Origin of the sequence: Frondihabitans sp. 762G35 (assembly GCF_002074055.1) — a bacterium.
Lineage (GTDB): Bacteria > Actinomycetota > Actinomycetes > Actinomycetales > Microbacteriaceae > Frondihabitans.
This window is the reverse complement of sequence record NZ_CP014619.1, coordinates 25,280-41,552: the sequence shown is the minus strand read 5'-3', so window position 1 is coordinate 41,552 and position 16,273 is coordinate 25,280. Positions and strand designations below refer to the sequence as shown.

The following is a 16,273-nucleotide window of genomic DNA, read 5'->3' as shown; positions in this document are numbered from 1 at the left end:
CCGCCGCCACGCTACGAGTCGCGCAAGCGCCAGCGCACGTTTAGCACGCTCACCCGTCGACGTGAGAGCCACGATGCTTGCCGCCACGAAAACGAGCGTGCGAACGGCTGCGCACGCAGCGATCGTCCAGAGGAGCACCGGAACTGACGCGGGAGCCGCCTGCAAGAGCGAGGTCACGAAGAGAAGCCACGGGGACACCAGATCTCCATTACTGGTACCGGCTCCCGCGCACACGGCACCAACAGAAGATGGGTCGGCTTTGATGCAACGAGACTCGAGCAGGCGGGATCTTTTCGGCTCGAAACCGCGGGGTCTCAGAACATGTGATCATCGCCGGCTTTGACCGGGTCTCGTACCTCCGTCAGAGGGCATGGGCCATGACGCGGGTACGTATCGTGATTGGGGCGGATCTTTGACCAGTCGGTCGCCGAAAGGCACCATATCGTGCAGGGGTACATAGATATTCTACACCCGAACGGGTCGGTTGTGGAGTGGGTTGCCCAATTTTCTCTAGGGTGGACGAGCGTCGCGGCTGGTTACCGTGCGCCGGCTGCACCCCCCACCCTCACCTGATCCGAGGGACCGGGGGTGCAGTCACCGTGCAGCACGATCAATCGCCTGGTGATGAAGCCGCGATGGTGATTAGGTTCGTCACATGAACTCACCGGAGCAACATCGCCCGCTGATATCCCGGCTCCGTCGAGCTATCCTCGGCCGACGATCAGACACGATCTCTTCGGCGACACGGAACGTGGATTCCATCGCCACGTACGGACACGCCGACCTTGACGCTGAGGTCATGAACCAACGTGACTCACCCCGCCCAGATCACACATAGCCGTCCTTCGCCGTAGCTGTTCAGCGATGCGAACGCGACGGCACTAGACGACCGGTCTAATGGTGTGTATTGTGGAGTCATGCCCACAACGGAGACCGACACTCGGCAGCACATCCTCGACACCGCCCAGACATTGATGGCCCGCAAGGGCTACACCGCGGTCGGTCTCAACGAGGTGCTGTCGGAGGCCGGCGTCCCGAAGGGGTCGTTCTACTACTACTTCTCTTCGAAGGAGAACTTCGGCGAGGAGCTGATGAAGTTCTACTTCTCCGACTACCTCGCCACGATGAGCCGCATCGCGGGCAACTCGGACAAGACGGGTGCTGAGCAGTTGGAGGAGTACTGGGAGCGCTTCTACGACCTGCAGTCGTACGACGACTGCCAGGGCAAGTGCTTGGTGGTCAAGCTCGCCACGGAAGTCTCGGACCTCTCCGAGCCGATGCGGCTCCAGCTCGTCGACGGTACTGCCGGCATCATCGACCACCTCGAGCGCATGATCACCACCGGGCAGCACGACGGCTCCCTCGGCGCCGACGACGAGGCCCGCACCCTCGCTTACGAGCTCTACGACGCCTGGCTCGGAGCCAGCACCATGGCCAAGATCCAGCGCACCCCCGAATCCCTCCAGCGCGCCCTCGCTCTCACGAAGACACGCCTGCACATCTGACCCACCGGGCCCCGGCCCGGTTTTCTTTCCACCATTAATAGACGACTGGTCTAATACAGAAGGAGCCATCATGGCTGACGACATCATCTACCTCGACGCGACCGAGTTGGCTGCACGGATCAAGTCCGGCGAACTGACCTCGGTGCAGGTCGTGCAGGCGTACCTGGACCGCATCCGGGCGGTCGACCCGAAGATCAACGCGATCGTCACGATCAACGACAACGCCCTCACCGAGGCGAAGGCCGCCGATGACGCCCTCGCCGCAGGCAAGGAGGTTGGGCCGCTGCACGGTGTGCCCTTCACCGTCAAGGACTCCATCGACACCGACGGCATCCTCACACAGCGTGGCTCTCCGATCTTCAAGGGCCGCACGCCCGACGAGGACGCCGTCGCCGTGGCCCGGATGAAGGCCGCAGGCGGCATCGTGCTCGCCAAGACCAACCTGCCGGAGTTCTCCTACTCGACCGAGAGCAACAACCTGCTCACCGGACGCACGAACAACCCCTACAACCTTGACCGCACCTCCGGCGGGTCCAGCGGTGGCGAGTCCGCAGCGATCGCCGCGGGCCTCAGCCCGATCGGTCTCGGCACCGACCTCGCGATCTCGGTCCGTGGGCCGGCATCGCACACCGGCATCGCCGCCATCAAGCCGACCCACGGCCGCATCCCCATGACCGGTGTCTGGCCGCGAGTGCCGCGCCGCGACTGGCACGTCGGCCCGATGGCCCGCACCATCCGGGACCTCGAGCTCGGCTACTCCATCATGCGAGGACCGGACGGCCACGACGGCTTCGCGATCACCCCGAACACGGTCGACGCCGGCAAGCGTGACGCTGCCCCGCAGGATCTCCGCGTGGCGTGGTTCACCGACTCCGGCCTCGGCCCGGTCGACCCGCAGGTCGCCGACACCGTTCGTCAGGCAGCGGAAGCGCTCAAGGCCGCCAGTGTCCACGTCGAGGAGATCGACATCCCGACCCTGCACCACGACAACCCGCTGGCGCTGTTCAACAAGCAGCACGTCATGGAACTCAAGCCCGCCATGGCCGACGCCACGAAGGGGCACGAAGACCTCCGGTTCACGATGTCGAAGACCATGCTCGCCACCCCCGACACATCCGTCGAGGACTACGTCGCCGCGGAGCAGGGCTTCGAACGCATCCGCGACGCCTACGCCGAGGTCTTCACGAAGTACGACGCGGTCCTGCTGCCCGTGCTGCCGATCCCGGCACACGAGCACGACAAGACCGAATTCGTCATCGACGGGCAGACCGTCGACGCCACCCACATCCAGACCTTCACCGTCCAGTTCAACATCACCGGCATGCCCGCCCTGTCGATGCGGTTCGGCACCAGCTCCGACGGCCTCCCGATCGGCGTCCAGATCGCCGGCCCCTGGCACGCCGAATCCACCGTCTTCAACGTCGCATCGCTGCTCGAGTCCGTCAGCCCCGTCCGCGACGCCCACCCCAACATCTGACACACCTCACCGCCCCACTACCAGCAGAGAGCACGTGAACATCATGAGCACCACACAGTCCATCCCCACCACCGTCGCGCCGCACCGCACCCGAAACGTGGGAAGCTACGTCGGCGTCACGACCCCCGACCGCATCATCGGCAGCTTCGTGGACGTCGAGCAGCCCACACGCACCCTGCGACAGCAGACTGTCGCGTTCGTCCGCTCGCTGCGCGAGCCCACTCCCGCGTCAGGTCGCGTCGACGGACACGGCCTCGTCCGCTAACGACTCACCGCCTTGAGTGGCGGCGACCATCCACTCGCCGCCACTCAAGGCGGGGCCCGCGTTAGCGACAGCCGGCAGAAACGATCGTTTCTGCGTGCCCGTCAGACGGTCGGTCACCGGGACTGCTTTGCAGAAGGACGGCATTGTCGGTCAGGGGCGAAAATACAGGGCCGTTGATTCCCAGATATCTGTCCCGCCAATCGGCCCGGCCGGAGTGCCCTAATCGGGACGGACGTCGTTCTCAAAATCGATCTATTTCGGACGCCTTGGATAACCGAGCAGCGAGCCGTGCAGGCCGCGACGGGACGTTCTCGGATCTCGTGTCCGATTTCTGCCTCACATGAGCACCGTTTTCGGACGGCCGACGTGCCCGACGGTCTTAGGCGTTCGATTCTCAATTCAAGCCTTGTCGCTTTGAGGTACAGCCCAACGCGACACGCTCTGCCGAGCAAATCGGCGTCGCTTTAGGGTCCATTACCGACCATTGCAACAGATTTGTGCAAGGGTCTAGGAATGACGCAGCACAAGAGGCAGTCCGTTGCTTACGTGCGGGTCAGTACCGCTGACCAGAACTTGGCCCGCCAGCTCGAGGCCATCGGTCCCGTCGATAGGGTCTTCGAAGAGAAGGTCTCTGGTGGTTCTCGCGCCGACCGGACGGCGTTGGCCGAGTGCATCCGGTACGTCAGGGATGGCGACAGCGTCCGCGTCTCTTCTATGGACCGCCTCGCGCGGTCTCTTCGTGACCTCCGTGACATCGTCGACGAGATCTCGGCCAAAGGGGCGTCGGTGACGTTCGTCAAAGAGCAACAGACCTACGGCGCCGATACTGGCGACGCGATCGGTCAGCTCATGCTCAACCTCCTCGGCGCCTTCGCTGAATTCGAACGTTCCCTAATACGTGAGCGTCAAAGCGAGGGAATTCGGATCGCCAAAGAGGCTGGTAGGTACCTCGGCCGCGCACGCAAGCTGACCCCCGAACAGGTCGGGAAAGCTTGCGGCCTGATCGACGCCGGGATTCCCAAGACCGTCGTCGCCCGAAAGCTCGGGATCAACCGCGCGACTCTGTACCGAGCTCTCGCGCAATCGGCTGCCGAAGGGGCCACAAGTCGTGAAGGGAACTAGTTGAGCGAGAGCCGGTATCCGACGACGTGGACATTCCAGCTAGACGAGCGGACCACGCGAATGTCGCTGGTCCCCACGAGTTCGTCGCAGCCCCCGGTGCCGGCGACACCGCCAGCTATCCGTGAACTGATATCGACCTTTCCGGCATCGTCATCAACACCGAGCGATGTTGTCGCCCTCCTTGACGTGAGCGGAGACCTTTTGGAGGCTTCGGTCATTCACTATGAGTTCGCTGCTCTGGCGGTCGAGAAAGCTCTCCAGGCCCTCGAGCTCGCCATGCGGTTTAAGGTTGACCAATCGCCCACGGCCGGCATGAGCCGTCTCATCGAGTCGCTTCGAAAGGGCTACTCCTTGAGGCCCGAGCTCGACGAGTTCCTTCGAGACATGCTGCGTCTGCGGAACAAATGGGTCGGGCATCCGCGAGGCGCAGTGACGTACCCGATGGTGTCCGCCGTCAGTTTTCTAAGGCACATCTACGCGGGCGTTGTCGAGATATCGGATCTCTCGTAACGGTAAGTCCGAGGCCAAGGCAGGTCCGGCTTGCGCTTGGTGAGGAGTTTCAAAAACGGTAGGCATTGTCTCTCCGCTTTCCGTGTGAGAACGGAGCCACGAGGGCGTCTTACGGTGATGCGCCATTCTTTGTCAACATCGACGACGACGACTCCGACGGCGGCCTCCGCGTCGATGTTGGCACAGTCCGTTAGGTTCGCCACATGCTTGACCCCGTCGATAACACTCATCCCGCTCTCGCTTTGGAGAGTCTCGCTCCGCGGTACGACCAAGCTGTCCATGGGACGTACTTGGCCGCGCTCAAACGCGCAATTGATGACCAACCCCTCGTTAGAAATATTGCTCTTGCGGGCTCATACGGTGTGGGCAAAAGCAGTGTGCTTGGACAACTGGCGGCCAGCTATTCGGCCCGGGTGATCAATCTGTCCCTGCTGACCTTGGGAGTAGAGCCCGAGTCCGTCGACACCGCGTCCGGAGGGAACCCCGCGGCTCAAACAACCTCAAACCGCATCCAAAAGGAGATCGTCAAGCAGCTGCTCTACCAGCAGCACCCTTCAGACACGCCCCAATCTCGTTTCCGCAGAATTTCGCGCCTACGATGGAAACGGGAGACGCTGATCGCGGTTGCTGGGGGTCTCCTCGTTCTCGCCATCTTGGTTGCCATTGGAGCCGGGGCACCCCTGGCTGCAGCACTTCACATCGCACTGCCGACTCTTCCTATGTCTGTTCGAGCGGTGATCATCGCCGTCGGCGTGCTCGTAGCAGGCGGCGCTGGCGTGCTTCTAATTCGGCTCTTGCTTCAAGGCCACTTCGGCCTTGAGAAAGTCACCGCCGGACCAGCATCCATCACCCTGCCACCACGGTCGACAAGCTACTTTGACGAATACCTCGACGAAATCATCTACTTCTTCGAATCGAACCCAAAACGCGACATCGTCATCATCGAAGATCTCGATCGCTTCAACGACCCAGGCATTTTCGAATCCCTCCGATCCCTCAATGGCCTTCTCAATGCCGCAGCCCAGCTGGAACCCCGAAACGTCCGGTTCATCTACGCAGTCCGAGACAGTGTTTTTGAGAAACTCGGGAGGGACGCGGCCCTTGTCACAACCGACGAGGCACGTGCCGAACTCGTCCGAGCGAACCGCACCAAATTTTTCGAATTGATCGTGCCGATGGTCCCGTTCATCACGCACAAGAACGCTCGAGATCTCTTGCTCTCGCTGCTCACATCGCGCGGTCACGCGATCTCCAAAGATCTCGTGGACCTGTCTGCCCGCCACGTCGCCGACATGCGTCTCATTCACAACATCGTGAACGAATACGAGGTCTTTAAACGCCAACTGCTCGATGTGCCCACGCCCGTGCCAGAGCTCGATCCGGACCGCCTCTTCGCCATGATCCTTTTCAAGAATAGCCACCTGGCAGACTTCGAAGCCGTCCGCCACGGCGAAAGCTCTCTGGACCGGCTCTTCCGAACATGGCGCAGCCTTGTTCAAGCAAACCTGGAACAGCTTCGCGATGACAGCACTCGACTGCGCAGGCGCATCGCCAGCGAAGATGCCGCCACGGAAAGAGCCGAAGCACTCGGAAAGAAACTACGTTCTCAGATAGACGCACTAGCCACGGCCTCAGGTACTCCATTCGTAGAGGCGGCCATCCGACTGGATGGTTCACCAGTCGATGACGCGTCGCTACGCACACCCCATTTTTGGCGCGAATTGCGTGCGGGGCGAGGGGAGATCACCGTTACGGTCAATTCAGCGAGCTACTACGGGTCACCGCAGCAGATGTCCCTCCCTCGGAATGTCGTCGAAACGCTGCTTGGCGCCTCTGTTGATTTCGGTCCAGAAGCGGCCCACATGGCTGAGGCCGACCGCGAGAAAATCCGGAGAAACGCCACGCGCAGTGAGTTTCTCCGCCGGCATAATTGGCAGGGCCTAGCCGGCCGCGCCGACTTTACTTATAGCGCCGCCGATGGCGAGGTCGAAAAGACCTTCCAGCAATGGGCAGAGGCGCTATTACCGTCTCGCCTTGTCGTCGACCTTGTGATCAGCGGGTACCTGACGTCTTACTTCGCCCTGCACGTGTCGACCTTCTACGGCGAACTTATCCGCCCTGACGCCATGACCTACATCATGCGCAACGTTGATCGCGGCATCCCAGACCCCGAATACGCTCTCGATGGCGACGACGTGGACGCAATCCTCAGAGACCAAGGCCGCTCCGTCCTCACCGAACGCAGCATGCACAACGTCTCGATCCTCGACCACCTCCTCCACCACCGTCCAAGCGACGCAACAGTCGTTGTCGGTCGCCTCACCAGCGGAAACACGGACGATCAAGCCTTCATCGACCTATACATGAACGCCGGCGCCGCTAAAGATCCCTTCATCGCGAAGCTGGCCCCCCTGTCCAAGGGCATCTATAGCTACCTTGTCGACCAAGCCCCCCTCGACCCAGAAGAACGGATCAGCCTGCTGGACACGGCAATTCAGCACCGAGGCGACCTGGACTACGACCTCCCCGACACCGTGCGAGCGGTTCTAGAGGCCAACTACCAAGCCCTTCCATCCCTCACGCAGGAACAATTCACTGCCGAAGCCACAGTTGCCCTCCTAGTAGACACAGGGAGCACCCTGCCCGACGTCACTCCCCTCACCTCTTCGGCCCGCCGCGTGCTTGCCCGCACCCGAGCGTTCACGATCACGGCGTCCAACCTTCAACAGCTATCCCGATCAGAAAACATCGCCCTCGATGCATTGAGGACCAGTCACCCGGAACTGTATAGCTACGCCGTGGACAGCCTCGACGATTACCTCCAGGCTTTCGAGAACTCCCCAACAACGGCATTCACAATCGAACACCCTGACCAATTTGTCCCGATTCTCACTGCGTCGCAGCAATGGGGAAGAACGCATTACGACCGCCTCATTCCGACGGCTGCACCCGACTGCACGGTCGAGCAGCTAAGCGAAGTTCCCTCCGCCGCATGGCCCGCCCTCGTCCGCGAGCCTCGAACCTCACCCACATTCCAGAACGTCGCCTCCTACATCGACTGGGCAGGCGAGGTCGACAGCAGCATCAGCGCTCTTCTTGCACGCGTCCCAGCCATCACCGACGTAGGCGAAGTCGAGCAACAGCGGCGCTCGGCTGTAGCCCTAGCCATCGTGAATGCCGGCCCGGACGCATTAGCTACAGAGCACCGAGTAGACCTGGCACTAGATCTTGATCCGGGAGTCCTGCCCGCATCTTCTCTGAAACCAGAGGCGGGAGAGCTCATGGGTCGGCTCATTGCCGAGGATCTCCTCGTCGACGACCCAGAGGCATTCGCGGCTCGCCTTATGGTCGACTGGGCCACCCAGGAATACGCCATCACAAAATCCACCGCGTTCATCGACATGGTTCTCCCCACCACGGTCAAGGTTGAGCACATCGCCCCCCTCATCCGAAGTCGGAACATCAAGGCGACAATCCAGGCGAGGCTCGTCAACAACCTGAACGCATTCGCCAACGTTCCCGCAGACGCCTACGAGGCCATCGCCGAGAGCGGCCTCGAGGAGCGTCTTACTCTCGGTGCAAGCGCGATCTCAATGGTCCAAGCAGGGGGTGCCCGGAAGGAAACCGTTCTTCGCCTACTCGCAAGCGCCGGAGATCGAATTTCTATAGACGAGTTGCGTCAGCTTCTCCGGCAGATTGGCGGCCCCTACCGAACCATCGCAGATGCCGGCAGGCAGCGGCCGAAGATCACCGATACATCCGAAAATCGGACCATTGTTAAACGACTCAAGAGCGCCGGGATTATCTCTATGTCTAAGCCTGACAAGGGCCAAACGCTGCGGATTACTCTGCACCACGGCTAGGCGATCGGACCCGTCGGAGCAGCTAGAAAGGTCTAAAGCGCGACGACCACCAGTTGGCTATCTCTTCGACGGCGTCACTGAGGCGAAGTGCCTGTTCCCTGTTAGCGCCTTCGTTCTCTCCATGCGCAATGCGGTTCCGCTTATCGACCGCACTCGCCAATGGCCGCTCCGTCCGAAACCTCAAAGAGATCGCCGACGGACTCGACCGCCGCGGCGTTGGCCTCAGAGCCCTATCGCAGGGCATCGATACGACCACCCCCGGCGGCCGCCTGTTCTTCCACATGCTCGCTGCCATTGCCGAGTTCGAGCACGACCTCATCGTCGAACGCACGAAGGACGGACTCGCCGCCGCCCGAGCCCGCGGTCGAAACGGCGGAGGGCGTTCCAAGATGACCGCCACGAAGGCCAAGCGGGCCCGAGCGATGTGCGACGAGAAGACCTACACGGTGCAGCAGATCGCCGACACCTTCGGCGTCTCACGCGGCACCATCTACCGTCACCTCAAAGAAGGCGTCAGCTCCAGCTAGCCGGGGATTCTCCCAGCTCACGACCGTCCGTGAGGGCCACAAGTGGGTCCGGCCTAGATTGCCCTGGTGGGTCCCAAGTACCTTGACATAGCCAAGGCGGACTGCTTTTTATGGTCACGATCGTCGTCACCGCCGGCGGCCTTGGCCTGCTGCCAATCCTCCTCGTGAACCGTCCCTGATTTGCTCGAGACGCCGACCTGAATTGATAGCGACGACACGCGCTCTGCAGATGTAGACGCGCTACCTCCGCGGTCACACAAGCTGATGTGATCGATCGCAGACGATAGCGCTTTAAGCTGGCGTACCTGCCTGGCGTGCTCGAACTGATGCCGGCGAGAGAAGGCGAAGATGCTCGCATGCTTTCGCCTGGTAGGTCGCAGCAGGGTTACGACCTGTTGCGTCATGGTCCGGGCATGATCGCGGGCATCAACTCGCCTCTCGTACATCACGCACCGACCCGGTGCCTCTACCCTGGACGCATGGCACGCACGGCCCGGCAGACGCCGGCGGAACTCGCGCCGGCTCCCTGGCCGGACGTTCCGTCACCGGACCCGTTCGGTGAAGTAGCTCGCCTGTTCGTCGTGAACCTTCGCGTAGCGATGGCGGGCCGCTCTATCCGCTCCGTCGCGGAGCAGACAGGCCTTCATAACGCGACGCTCGTCAGGATCCTCCATGGTGAGTCATGGCCTGACCTTGCGACGATTTCCCGTCTGGAGATCGGGCTCAATGCCGACCTCTACTCGTCGTCTTCCGGTCGTGATGGCGCCCCAGAAACCTGAGCAGGTGGGGTCCGCAGCTCGGATGGCAAGGGATAGCGTGCCGAAGCTGGCTGGACGTACTCGGCACCTCCGAGCTCGGCGATAGCCGCTATCGGCAGGAACGGGGATGGCTGCTGTTTCCGGTCAGGAGAGGTCGATCCGTAGGCCTGCCGTGCGTCGACACAGGCAAGGGCCAGACGCGCGACGAGCGACGCCGGGTGGCCGTTCGTCTGGAAGGCACGTTCACCGGTGTCCAAATTGCACACCACGCCGACCTGCTCATCACGACGCGTGACCACACATTCCACACGCGAGCCGAAATCAACGAACTCGATCTCGACATCCGCGGGCACCAAGATGCTCGACGTCCACCCCAGATGTACTGGATGACCACCTACGGCGGTCACCCTAATCACGGCAGGCCCTTCTTTCCCCATGCTGATTAGTATAAGCACTTCGACTGCGGCGCTGTCGACGCGCCGGGGTGAACGAGCTACCAGACCGGATGGGTCGTTCTCGCCTCGTGGACCCGCAGGCCGTCGCTGCTCATCATGCGCAAAATGATGGCATCCTCGTCGCCTTCGTTGATGAGCCGGTGGGTCAGCCCGGCGTCAAACTGGACCGCGTCCCGTTCGGGGAGGACTTCGCCCTCCTCGTCGTGATGCAGTTGCAGGCGAACAGCGCCGCGCACGACATAGAGCAGTTCCAGACCAGAGTGCCGAATGAACGATTCTTGACGATCCGGAGGCAGAATCTCCTCGGCCATGTGCTCGAAGGACGATGAGAGTGCATCCAGTCGAACTGCGCCTGAGTTCACGCCCGGTTCACGGTCGGCCACACGGCTGGCACGCGTTACACGCATGGGACCGAGTAGAGCGGTGATCGAGATCCCCATGGCATCACACAAACGAAGCGCCTGCTCCAAGGTCGGGGTCTGTTCTCCCGCCTCGATTCGTCGCACCGTTTTCTCGGCGACACCGGCATAGCGCGCAAGGCTGGCAGCGGTTCTACCTCCTTCACGGAACTCGGCCAGGTGGCGTCCAATGTCCATGACCGCTGCATGAATGATCGCGTGCCGACTCTCGCGGCTGTTTGACTCGTCAGACATCGCGACCACGCCTGCACGGTGCCTTAGTGACACGCCGCTGCCGGTCCCATCGGCAGATGGCTTGCTGATTATTATCAGCGTCATGAGTGATGAGCCTAAGAAGTCTCACGCGTTTCGTCCTTTCATCGATCCAGCACATTGGGAAGCCATCCGGGATCTCGTGGAGGAGGTCGTCCGCACCGTGGACGGCATCATCCCCTACCCGGTCCCCGCCATCAGTAAAGCCGTCGCCGGGTTCGCGCTGTGGTGTTGGCAGTCCGCAGGCTTGCCCTTGGATGCGCCGGCCATCTTCACCCGGGAGGTGATCGCGTACTACGCGCAGGTCGGGTGCGGCAGCCTCACCGCGGCAGCGCGCGGCAACCGGCGCAGCCTCCTGCTTCGCGTGTCGGAGGTCATCGTTCGCACGGGACCGGGGCGCCTTCCCCCCTTGCCTCCGAGCGACCCCTCTGAGCCCTACGACCGGAAGCAGCTCGTGTCCGTCGTCAGCTGGGCCCGAGGGCAATCCACACAGGACCGCAGGGCCAACGCGCATCTCCTCGTCGCACTCGGCCTCGGGGCGGGCCTGTCGGCTCAGGAGATCATTGAGTTGCGGACGTCGGACGTCCGTCGCGATGGCCGGGACATTGATGTGTTCATCCGGCAGGGCCGAGAGCGCATGGTCCCCATGCTTCGCGAGTTCGCTGACATCGTGCCCGATCTGAACCCGGCCACCCCAGACGCCTTCGCCTTCCGCCCAGGACGAAGGCTCGCGTACGTCAATGCCATCTCCAACTTCGTCGCCCGAAGCCGCACGTTGGGATTGCATCCCCAATCGCAACGCATGCGCGCCACCTGGATCGTCCGACATCTCGATGCCGGCACACCCCTCCGGGTCCTCACCAAGGCGGCCGGCCTCGAGTCCCTCGATGCCCTCGCCCGGTTCGAACGCTTCATCACCGACATACCCGCCGACACGGCCATCCGGGCTCTGCGTTATGCCGACCAGAACCTGTCCGCAACGCACCGTTAGCCTCCATCGATTCAGTCGCAGTGCCTGTCACCATGGCGCGACCAGAATCCCCTTTTCAGGTATCAGCGTGGTCGTTTTAGAGAGAAATGTCCACGATACGGGCAAAGACGGTGGCTGGTCTCCTACTTGGGAGCGCGGTGGGCAGTCCCGGAGTGGAGAAGGAGGGCGTGTCGTGAGCGAATCGAGTCATCGAGTACACGTCATGCGCTCCCGCCCGAGAACGGCAGGCATCAGACTGGAGATGGATACACTCGCGGTGGCAACACAAACACCGGTTCCCAGAACCCTTTCCGTCGCCAAACGGATTCGGGCATTCGACCGGTCCATCACAGTCGGTAGTGACCTGCTGAGGGTCGGCTACCTACGCAGTCCGCTCATGGCCGACTGCCTCGCTGTTCGTTGCGCCCCGGTGACCGGGAGATCCGCAGCTTGTCGTCACACCCATCTCGGGATGTCCGTTCCAGGATGCCATGACCGCGGTCACGGCGATACGGGGCGCTCACCTGACGACGTGAACAGATGGACACTGCCATGACCGACATTGACTACGACGACCCCTTCCTCGACATCCGATACTCCATTCGGCGCAACTACGACGAGGCACGCCGCATCCGAGAGATGGTCCTGAAGCAAGTCGACGCCGGATACAGCCGCCGCGACATCGCCCGCCGGCTCGGCATGACACACGGCACCCTCGGCCACTGGATCCGTCTAGCGCGTCAAGAACGCGACGGCGACCCCAACCGACCCAACGCGGATCGGTTGCCTTACAGCCACTAGGGCCGGTCACATTCGGCTCGGTCGCCAGCGTCAGCTGACTGAACCTGCGCCACTTCCGTTGACTTTTGCCCCAATGTGCGAGCCATTTCTGATCCGTTCTCGGCGTGTCGTAGGCATGCCTCGGTGCTTGTTCTTAGCGTTCTGCCTATGACCAGACACCAAGCGTCGGGCCCGCGGAGGCGCGTCGAATGCGGCTCGATTTCACGGGTGACCGGACCATCAATCCAGGCATTTACTCTGCGCTTCCCTCTTCTGGCATCGGGGGACCGAAAGACCCGTGCTCGTGACGAGAGCCGCCAGCGGCGGGTGCCTTCCGCTGACGAGGATCTCGGTCCACAACGCTGGGGCCGGGGACCCATCAACCGGCGCCCTCGCAAAACCTCGTTGACGCAAATCCTTGCGTTCGGACGGCCCTTACCGATGCCTCGCGCATCGGTGGACGTGAGTCTGGTGGGTGGTGGCTCGGCTCGCCCTTCATCCTCACCGCCCGCTGGACCCGCAGTCGGGGCGGGTGGTGACTGTGGACCCTAATAGCACCGATGCCGACGAGGTCGGTCGGGCTATCGACACATATGAGCCTCTCCGGGATGTTCGCGCGTGGGTCCCCATTGCCGCTTTCGTCCGCACGTCCGTGAAAAGCGTGCACCCCTACAACGTCCGAAAAGCACGGGAGTACATGATGGCGGCTGCCCGCTACATCGACTGGTGCGTGACAGCGCAAGGGCTGCGCCTCAGTGATGACCTGTTCAGCCTTGGACTGGCCGAGGCATACGTCCACAGTGCGGACATGACCGCACGACTCGCGCCGCGAAGCCGCGCGTTGGCGAGTGGTCACCTGAGTGACCTCATCCGCCGCATCGTCGAGGAACGGTCATCGGAGGTTGTGTCCCCCCGCAGTTACCGTTCGCATCCAAGTGATGCGTACACGGTCTCCGACCTCGCGAAGCTTCATGCGTGGGCACGGACCCGACGTGTTGGACGTGTGAAGCGAAACGCCTACGCGATCCTCGCTCTCGGCCTGGGCTTCGGGCTCAACGGCGCGGACATGATGACGGTGCGAGCAGACGACCTCAGCGACCGGGGAGCATCCGGCGTGCTACTGACTTTGGCTGACCGGTCCGTGTGGTGCGACCAACTCCACGAGCCGTCCGTGCGGGAGGTCCTCGCGTCCGCGTCGCCAGGCGCGCTGCTCATTCAATTGGCTTCAAACCAAAGCATCCACGATTTCCTGCATACGGCGCGACGAGCCCTTCGACCTATCGACTCGTTCGTGCCCGAGCTGAATCGGCTGCGGGTCACCTGGTTCCTTCGACGCGCCAGTCACTTCAGTGCTCTTCGCGCCGTGATGGACGCCTACAAGATCCAGCACGCCAGCACGCTGCAGACCATCGTCGAACAGCTCCCACTACCCAGCGACGCCGAGGTCCGTCGCGTCCTTCGCACGGGAGAGCTGCCATGAAGCCGCTGCCTAACCGAGCTCCACCCTCCGCCCAGTAAAGCAGTACGCCCTTCGAGATCGACCCGAACACCACCGAGCGACACGACGAAAGGAAACTGAGCATGTTCCAACGCAACCCGGCCCGCCCAAATCCCATCCCCGAACACGGAAAGGGGGTCCTCGACCGCAACGACATCGTTGTCGACAAACGTGTCGTCCTCGCCTACCGGGTTATCACCGAGTCGGACATCCCAGACCGGCTCCTACTCCTCGCGCATCGCGCGAGAAAGGGGCCCCAGGGAGGAGAAAGCCTCCTTGACTTCAGCGCCACCCTGATCATCTTCCTCATCCTCGCCATCGAAGGCAGCCCCCTCACGTTCCGGGCCGCGGCAGCCATGCTCCACCACCGACTGAGCGACGAGTCCAGGTCCCTGATCCACCTTCCGGCACAGAGGTCCGAGCAGGCCTGGTACTCCCTCATCCACAAGAGCTTCACCCGCCTCGTCGCAATCCAGGACCCCAAGCCCGGACCCCTCAACAAGAAGATGCTCATGGAAGACCGAGCGGCCAATGAGGCAGGACGAGACCCCGAAGTCTGCGAGGAAGCGATGACCAACCTCGACTGGCTCGCAAACGAACTGCTTTTCGTCACCGCGGCCAGCAGCCCCGAAGTGTTCGACGGATGGGAAGGCAACGTCACCATCGACGCAACTGCGTTCGCCGTCTACAGCAAGCGCGGCCAATCAGTGAATGGGCTCTTCGCCAGCATCGAGCACGACGCCGGGTGGTACCGGCGCGATTCTAAACACCGTGAGCCGTCTGACCCCAAGAACGCAAGGATCGCCAAATGGGCCTACGAACTGCACCTGGTGGCGCCCACCATCAACACGAAGGAGAGCCACGACCAGGCCTTCTGCAAACCGGTGATCGGTATCTCCCAGTGCAAGCCGAGCTTCGACCCCGCTGGCAACGGACTCAAGGCCTTGACACAAGCGATGGACCGCTTCGGCCGGTACATGAAGGACGGCCTTGTTGTCGCAGATCGCGGGTACTTCGCCACATCGAAACCCGAGGACCTCGCCGGCCCCGTTCGCAGCCTGGGTATGGGAATCGTGACCGACTACCAGGACGCACAGCTCGGTCTGCAATCCCAGCACGAAGGCGCCATCCAGGTCGACGGCAGCTGGTACTGCCCCGCGATGCCCGAAGACGTGATCACCGCGTCGTCAGACTTCCGGGGGAAAAAGCGGACCATCGACGCGGCTACGTTCGCCGCCCGAGTCAACTCCCGGGCTCCATACCAATTGCTCCGCAAAGCCAAGCCGAATGAACATGGCGAAACGAGGTACTCCTGTCCAGCCGTTGGGACGCGCGCGACTGTCAAATGCCCGCTCAAGGCCCGTGACGCGGAACAAAATCGCGACCGGATCCTCATGCGCATCGTCCCAACCAACATCCCCCAGTTCCCCGACCGCATCTGCAAGCAGCAGACAGTTCAGTTCCCCAAGACGGCCGGCCTCAAACTCGGCCAAGACATCTACTGGGGCTCCAAGATCTGGTTGAGGCTCTACCCCATCGCTCGGAACTACATCGAATCGGTGAACGCCTACATAAAGGACGAGCGCCACCACGCTCTCGACACTCCTGGGCGCCGCCGTGCCCGCGGCTTCTCGAAGCAATACCTCTTAGCCACTCTCATCATCTGCGCCGCAAACCTCAACCGTGTGGACCAGTTCATCCACCGAGAAGGCCAGCCGGCAAAACACCCGACCGACCGTCGGCGGGAGACGACGAACGCGTATCGGTACGACCCCGCCACCGGTAGAGGAAAGAAACCGACAGGCGTCTACGACGGCTACGAGACCAACGAGGAATTCATCACGGAGCTCAATGACCTGAGCGACTGACCGC

14 protein-coding genes are annotated in these 16,273 nt (G+C 62.3%); 12 read left to right on the top strand and 2 right to left on the bottom strand.

The window, feature by feature from the left end; genetic code table 11:
* Nucleotides 1-917: 917 nt before the first annotated feature.
* The 8 genes from AS850_RS00190 to AS850_RS16380 all read left to right on the top strand — a co-directional run bounded on the left by AS850_RS00190 (nt 918) and on the right by AS850_RS16380 (nt 10,048).
* Nucleotides 918-1,505: a TetR/AcrR family transcriptional regulator gene (locus tag AS850_RS00190; protein ID WP_119867301.1), complete on the top strand. Its 588-nt coding sequence runs from the start codon at nt 918-920 to the stop codon at nt 1,503-1,505.
* Between the two features lie 70 nt (nt 1,506-1,575).
* Nucleotides 1,576-2,982, top strand: a complete 1,407-nt coding sequence (locus AS850_RS00185; RefSeq protein WP_119867300.1) for an amidase — start codon at nt 1,576-1,578, stop codon at nt 2,980-2,982.
* 43 nt (nt 2,983-3,025) lie between these two features.
* A complete protein-coding gene (locus AS850_RS00180; protein ID WP_123955392.1) occupies nt 3,026-3,247 on the top strand; it encodes a hypothetical protein in 222 nt (73 codons plus the stop codon).
* 513 nt (nt 3,248-3,760) lie between these two features.
* Nucleotides 3,761-4,369 (top strand): recombinase family protein, encoded by a 609-nt coding sequence (locus AS850_RS00175; RefSeq protein ID WP_119867298.1) that lies wholly within the window; start codon nt 3,761-3,763, stop codon nt 4,367-4,369.
* The gene (locus AS850_RS16175) at nt 4,370-4,879 is read left to right on the top strand and encodes a hypothetical protein (RefSeq protein WP_123955391.1); all 510 of its coding nucleotides are present in this window, start codon (nt 4,370-4,372) and stop codon (nt 4,877-4,879) included.
* 203 nt (nt 4,880-5,082) lie between these two features.
* Nucleotides 5,083-8,742, top strand: a complete 3,660-nt coding sequence (locus AS850_RS16170) for a YobI family P-loop NTPase (RefSeq protein WP_123955390.1) — start codon at nt 5,083-5,085, stop codon at nt 8,740-8,742.
* Nucleotides 8,743-8,870: 128 nt separating this feature from the next.
* Nucleotides 8,871-9,269, top strand: a complete 399-nt coding sequence (locus AS850_RS00155; RefSeq protein ID WP_236940778.1) for a recombinase family protein — start codon at nt 8,871-8,873, stop codon at nt 9,267-9,269.
* 479 nt (nt 9,270-9,748) lie between these two features.
* Nucleotides 9,749-10,048 (top strand): helix-turn-helix domain-containing protein, encoded by a 300-nt coding sequence (locus AS850_RS16380; RefSeq protein ID WP_164088346.1) that lies wholly within the window; start codon nt 9,749-9,751, stop codon nt 10,046-10,048.
* Here the strand turns inward: AS850_RS16380 and AS850_RS16165 are convergent.
* A complete protein-coding gene (locus AS850_RS16165; RefSeq protein ID WP_123955389.1) occupies nt 10,006-10,464 on the bottom strand; it encodes a hypothetical protein in 459 nt (152 codons plus the stop codon). The two genes, AS850_RS16380 and AS850_RS16165, sit on opposite strands and share 43 nt — an antisense overlap.
* Before the next feature lie 56 nt (nt 10,465-10,520).
* Nucleotides 10,521-11,219, bottom strand: a complete 699-nt coding sequence (locus AS850_RS00145; protein ID WP_119867293.1) for an XRE family transcriptional regulator — start codon at nt 11,217-11,219, stop codon at nt 10,521-10,523.
* Between AS850_RS00145 and AS850_RS00140 the strand changes: the two genes are divergently transcribed.
* The 4 genes from AS850_RS00140 (at nt 11,218) to AS850_RS00125 (ending at nt 16,269) form a co-directional block, all read left to right on the top strand.
* Nucleotides 11,218-12,144 carry a site-specific integrase gene (locus AS850_RS00140; RefSeq protein ID WP_123955388.1) on the top strand — a complete coding sequence of 309 codons (927 nt, stop codon included), beginning with the start codon at nt 11,218-11,220 and terminating at the stop codon, nt 12,142-12,144. The genes AS850_RS00145 and AS850_RS00140 overlap by 2 nt on opposite strands.
* 531 nt (nt 12,145-12,675) lie before the next feature.
* Entirely contained in the window at nt 12,676-12,924 is a 249-nt protein-coding gene (locus AS850_RS00135) for a transposase (protein ID WP_164088345.1), read from the top strand.
* A gap of 631 nt (nt 12,925-13,555) precedes the next feature.
* A complete protein-coding gene (locus tag AS850_RS00130; protein WP_216819802.1) occupies nt 13,556-14,383 on the top strand; it encodes a hypothetical protein in 828 nt (275 codons plus the stop codon).
* Between the two features lie 101 nt (nt 14,384-14,484).
* Nucleotides 14,485-16,269, top strand: coding sequence for a hypothetical protein (locus tag AS850_RS00125; protein ID WP_119867289.1), 1,785 nt, complete (start codon nt 14,485-14,487; stop codon nt 16,267-16,269).
* The last annotated feature ends 4 nt before the right edge of the window (nt 16,270-16,273 follow it).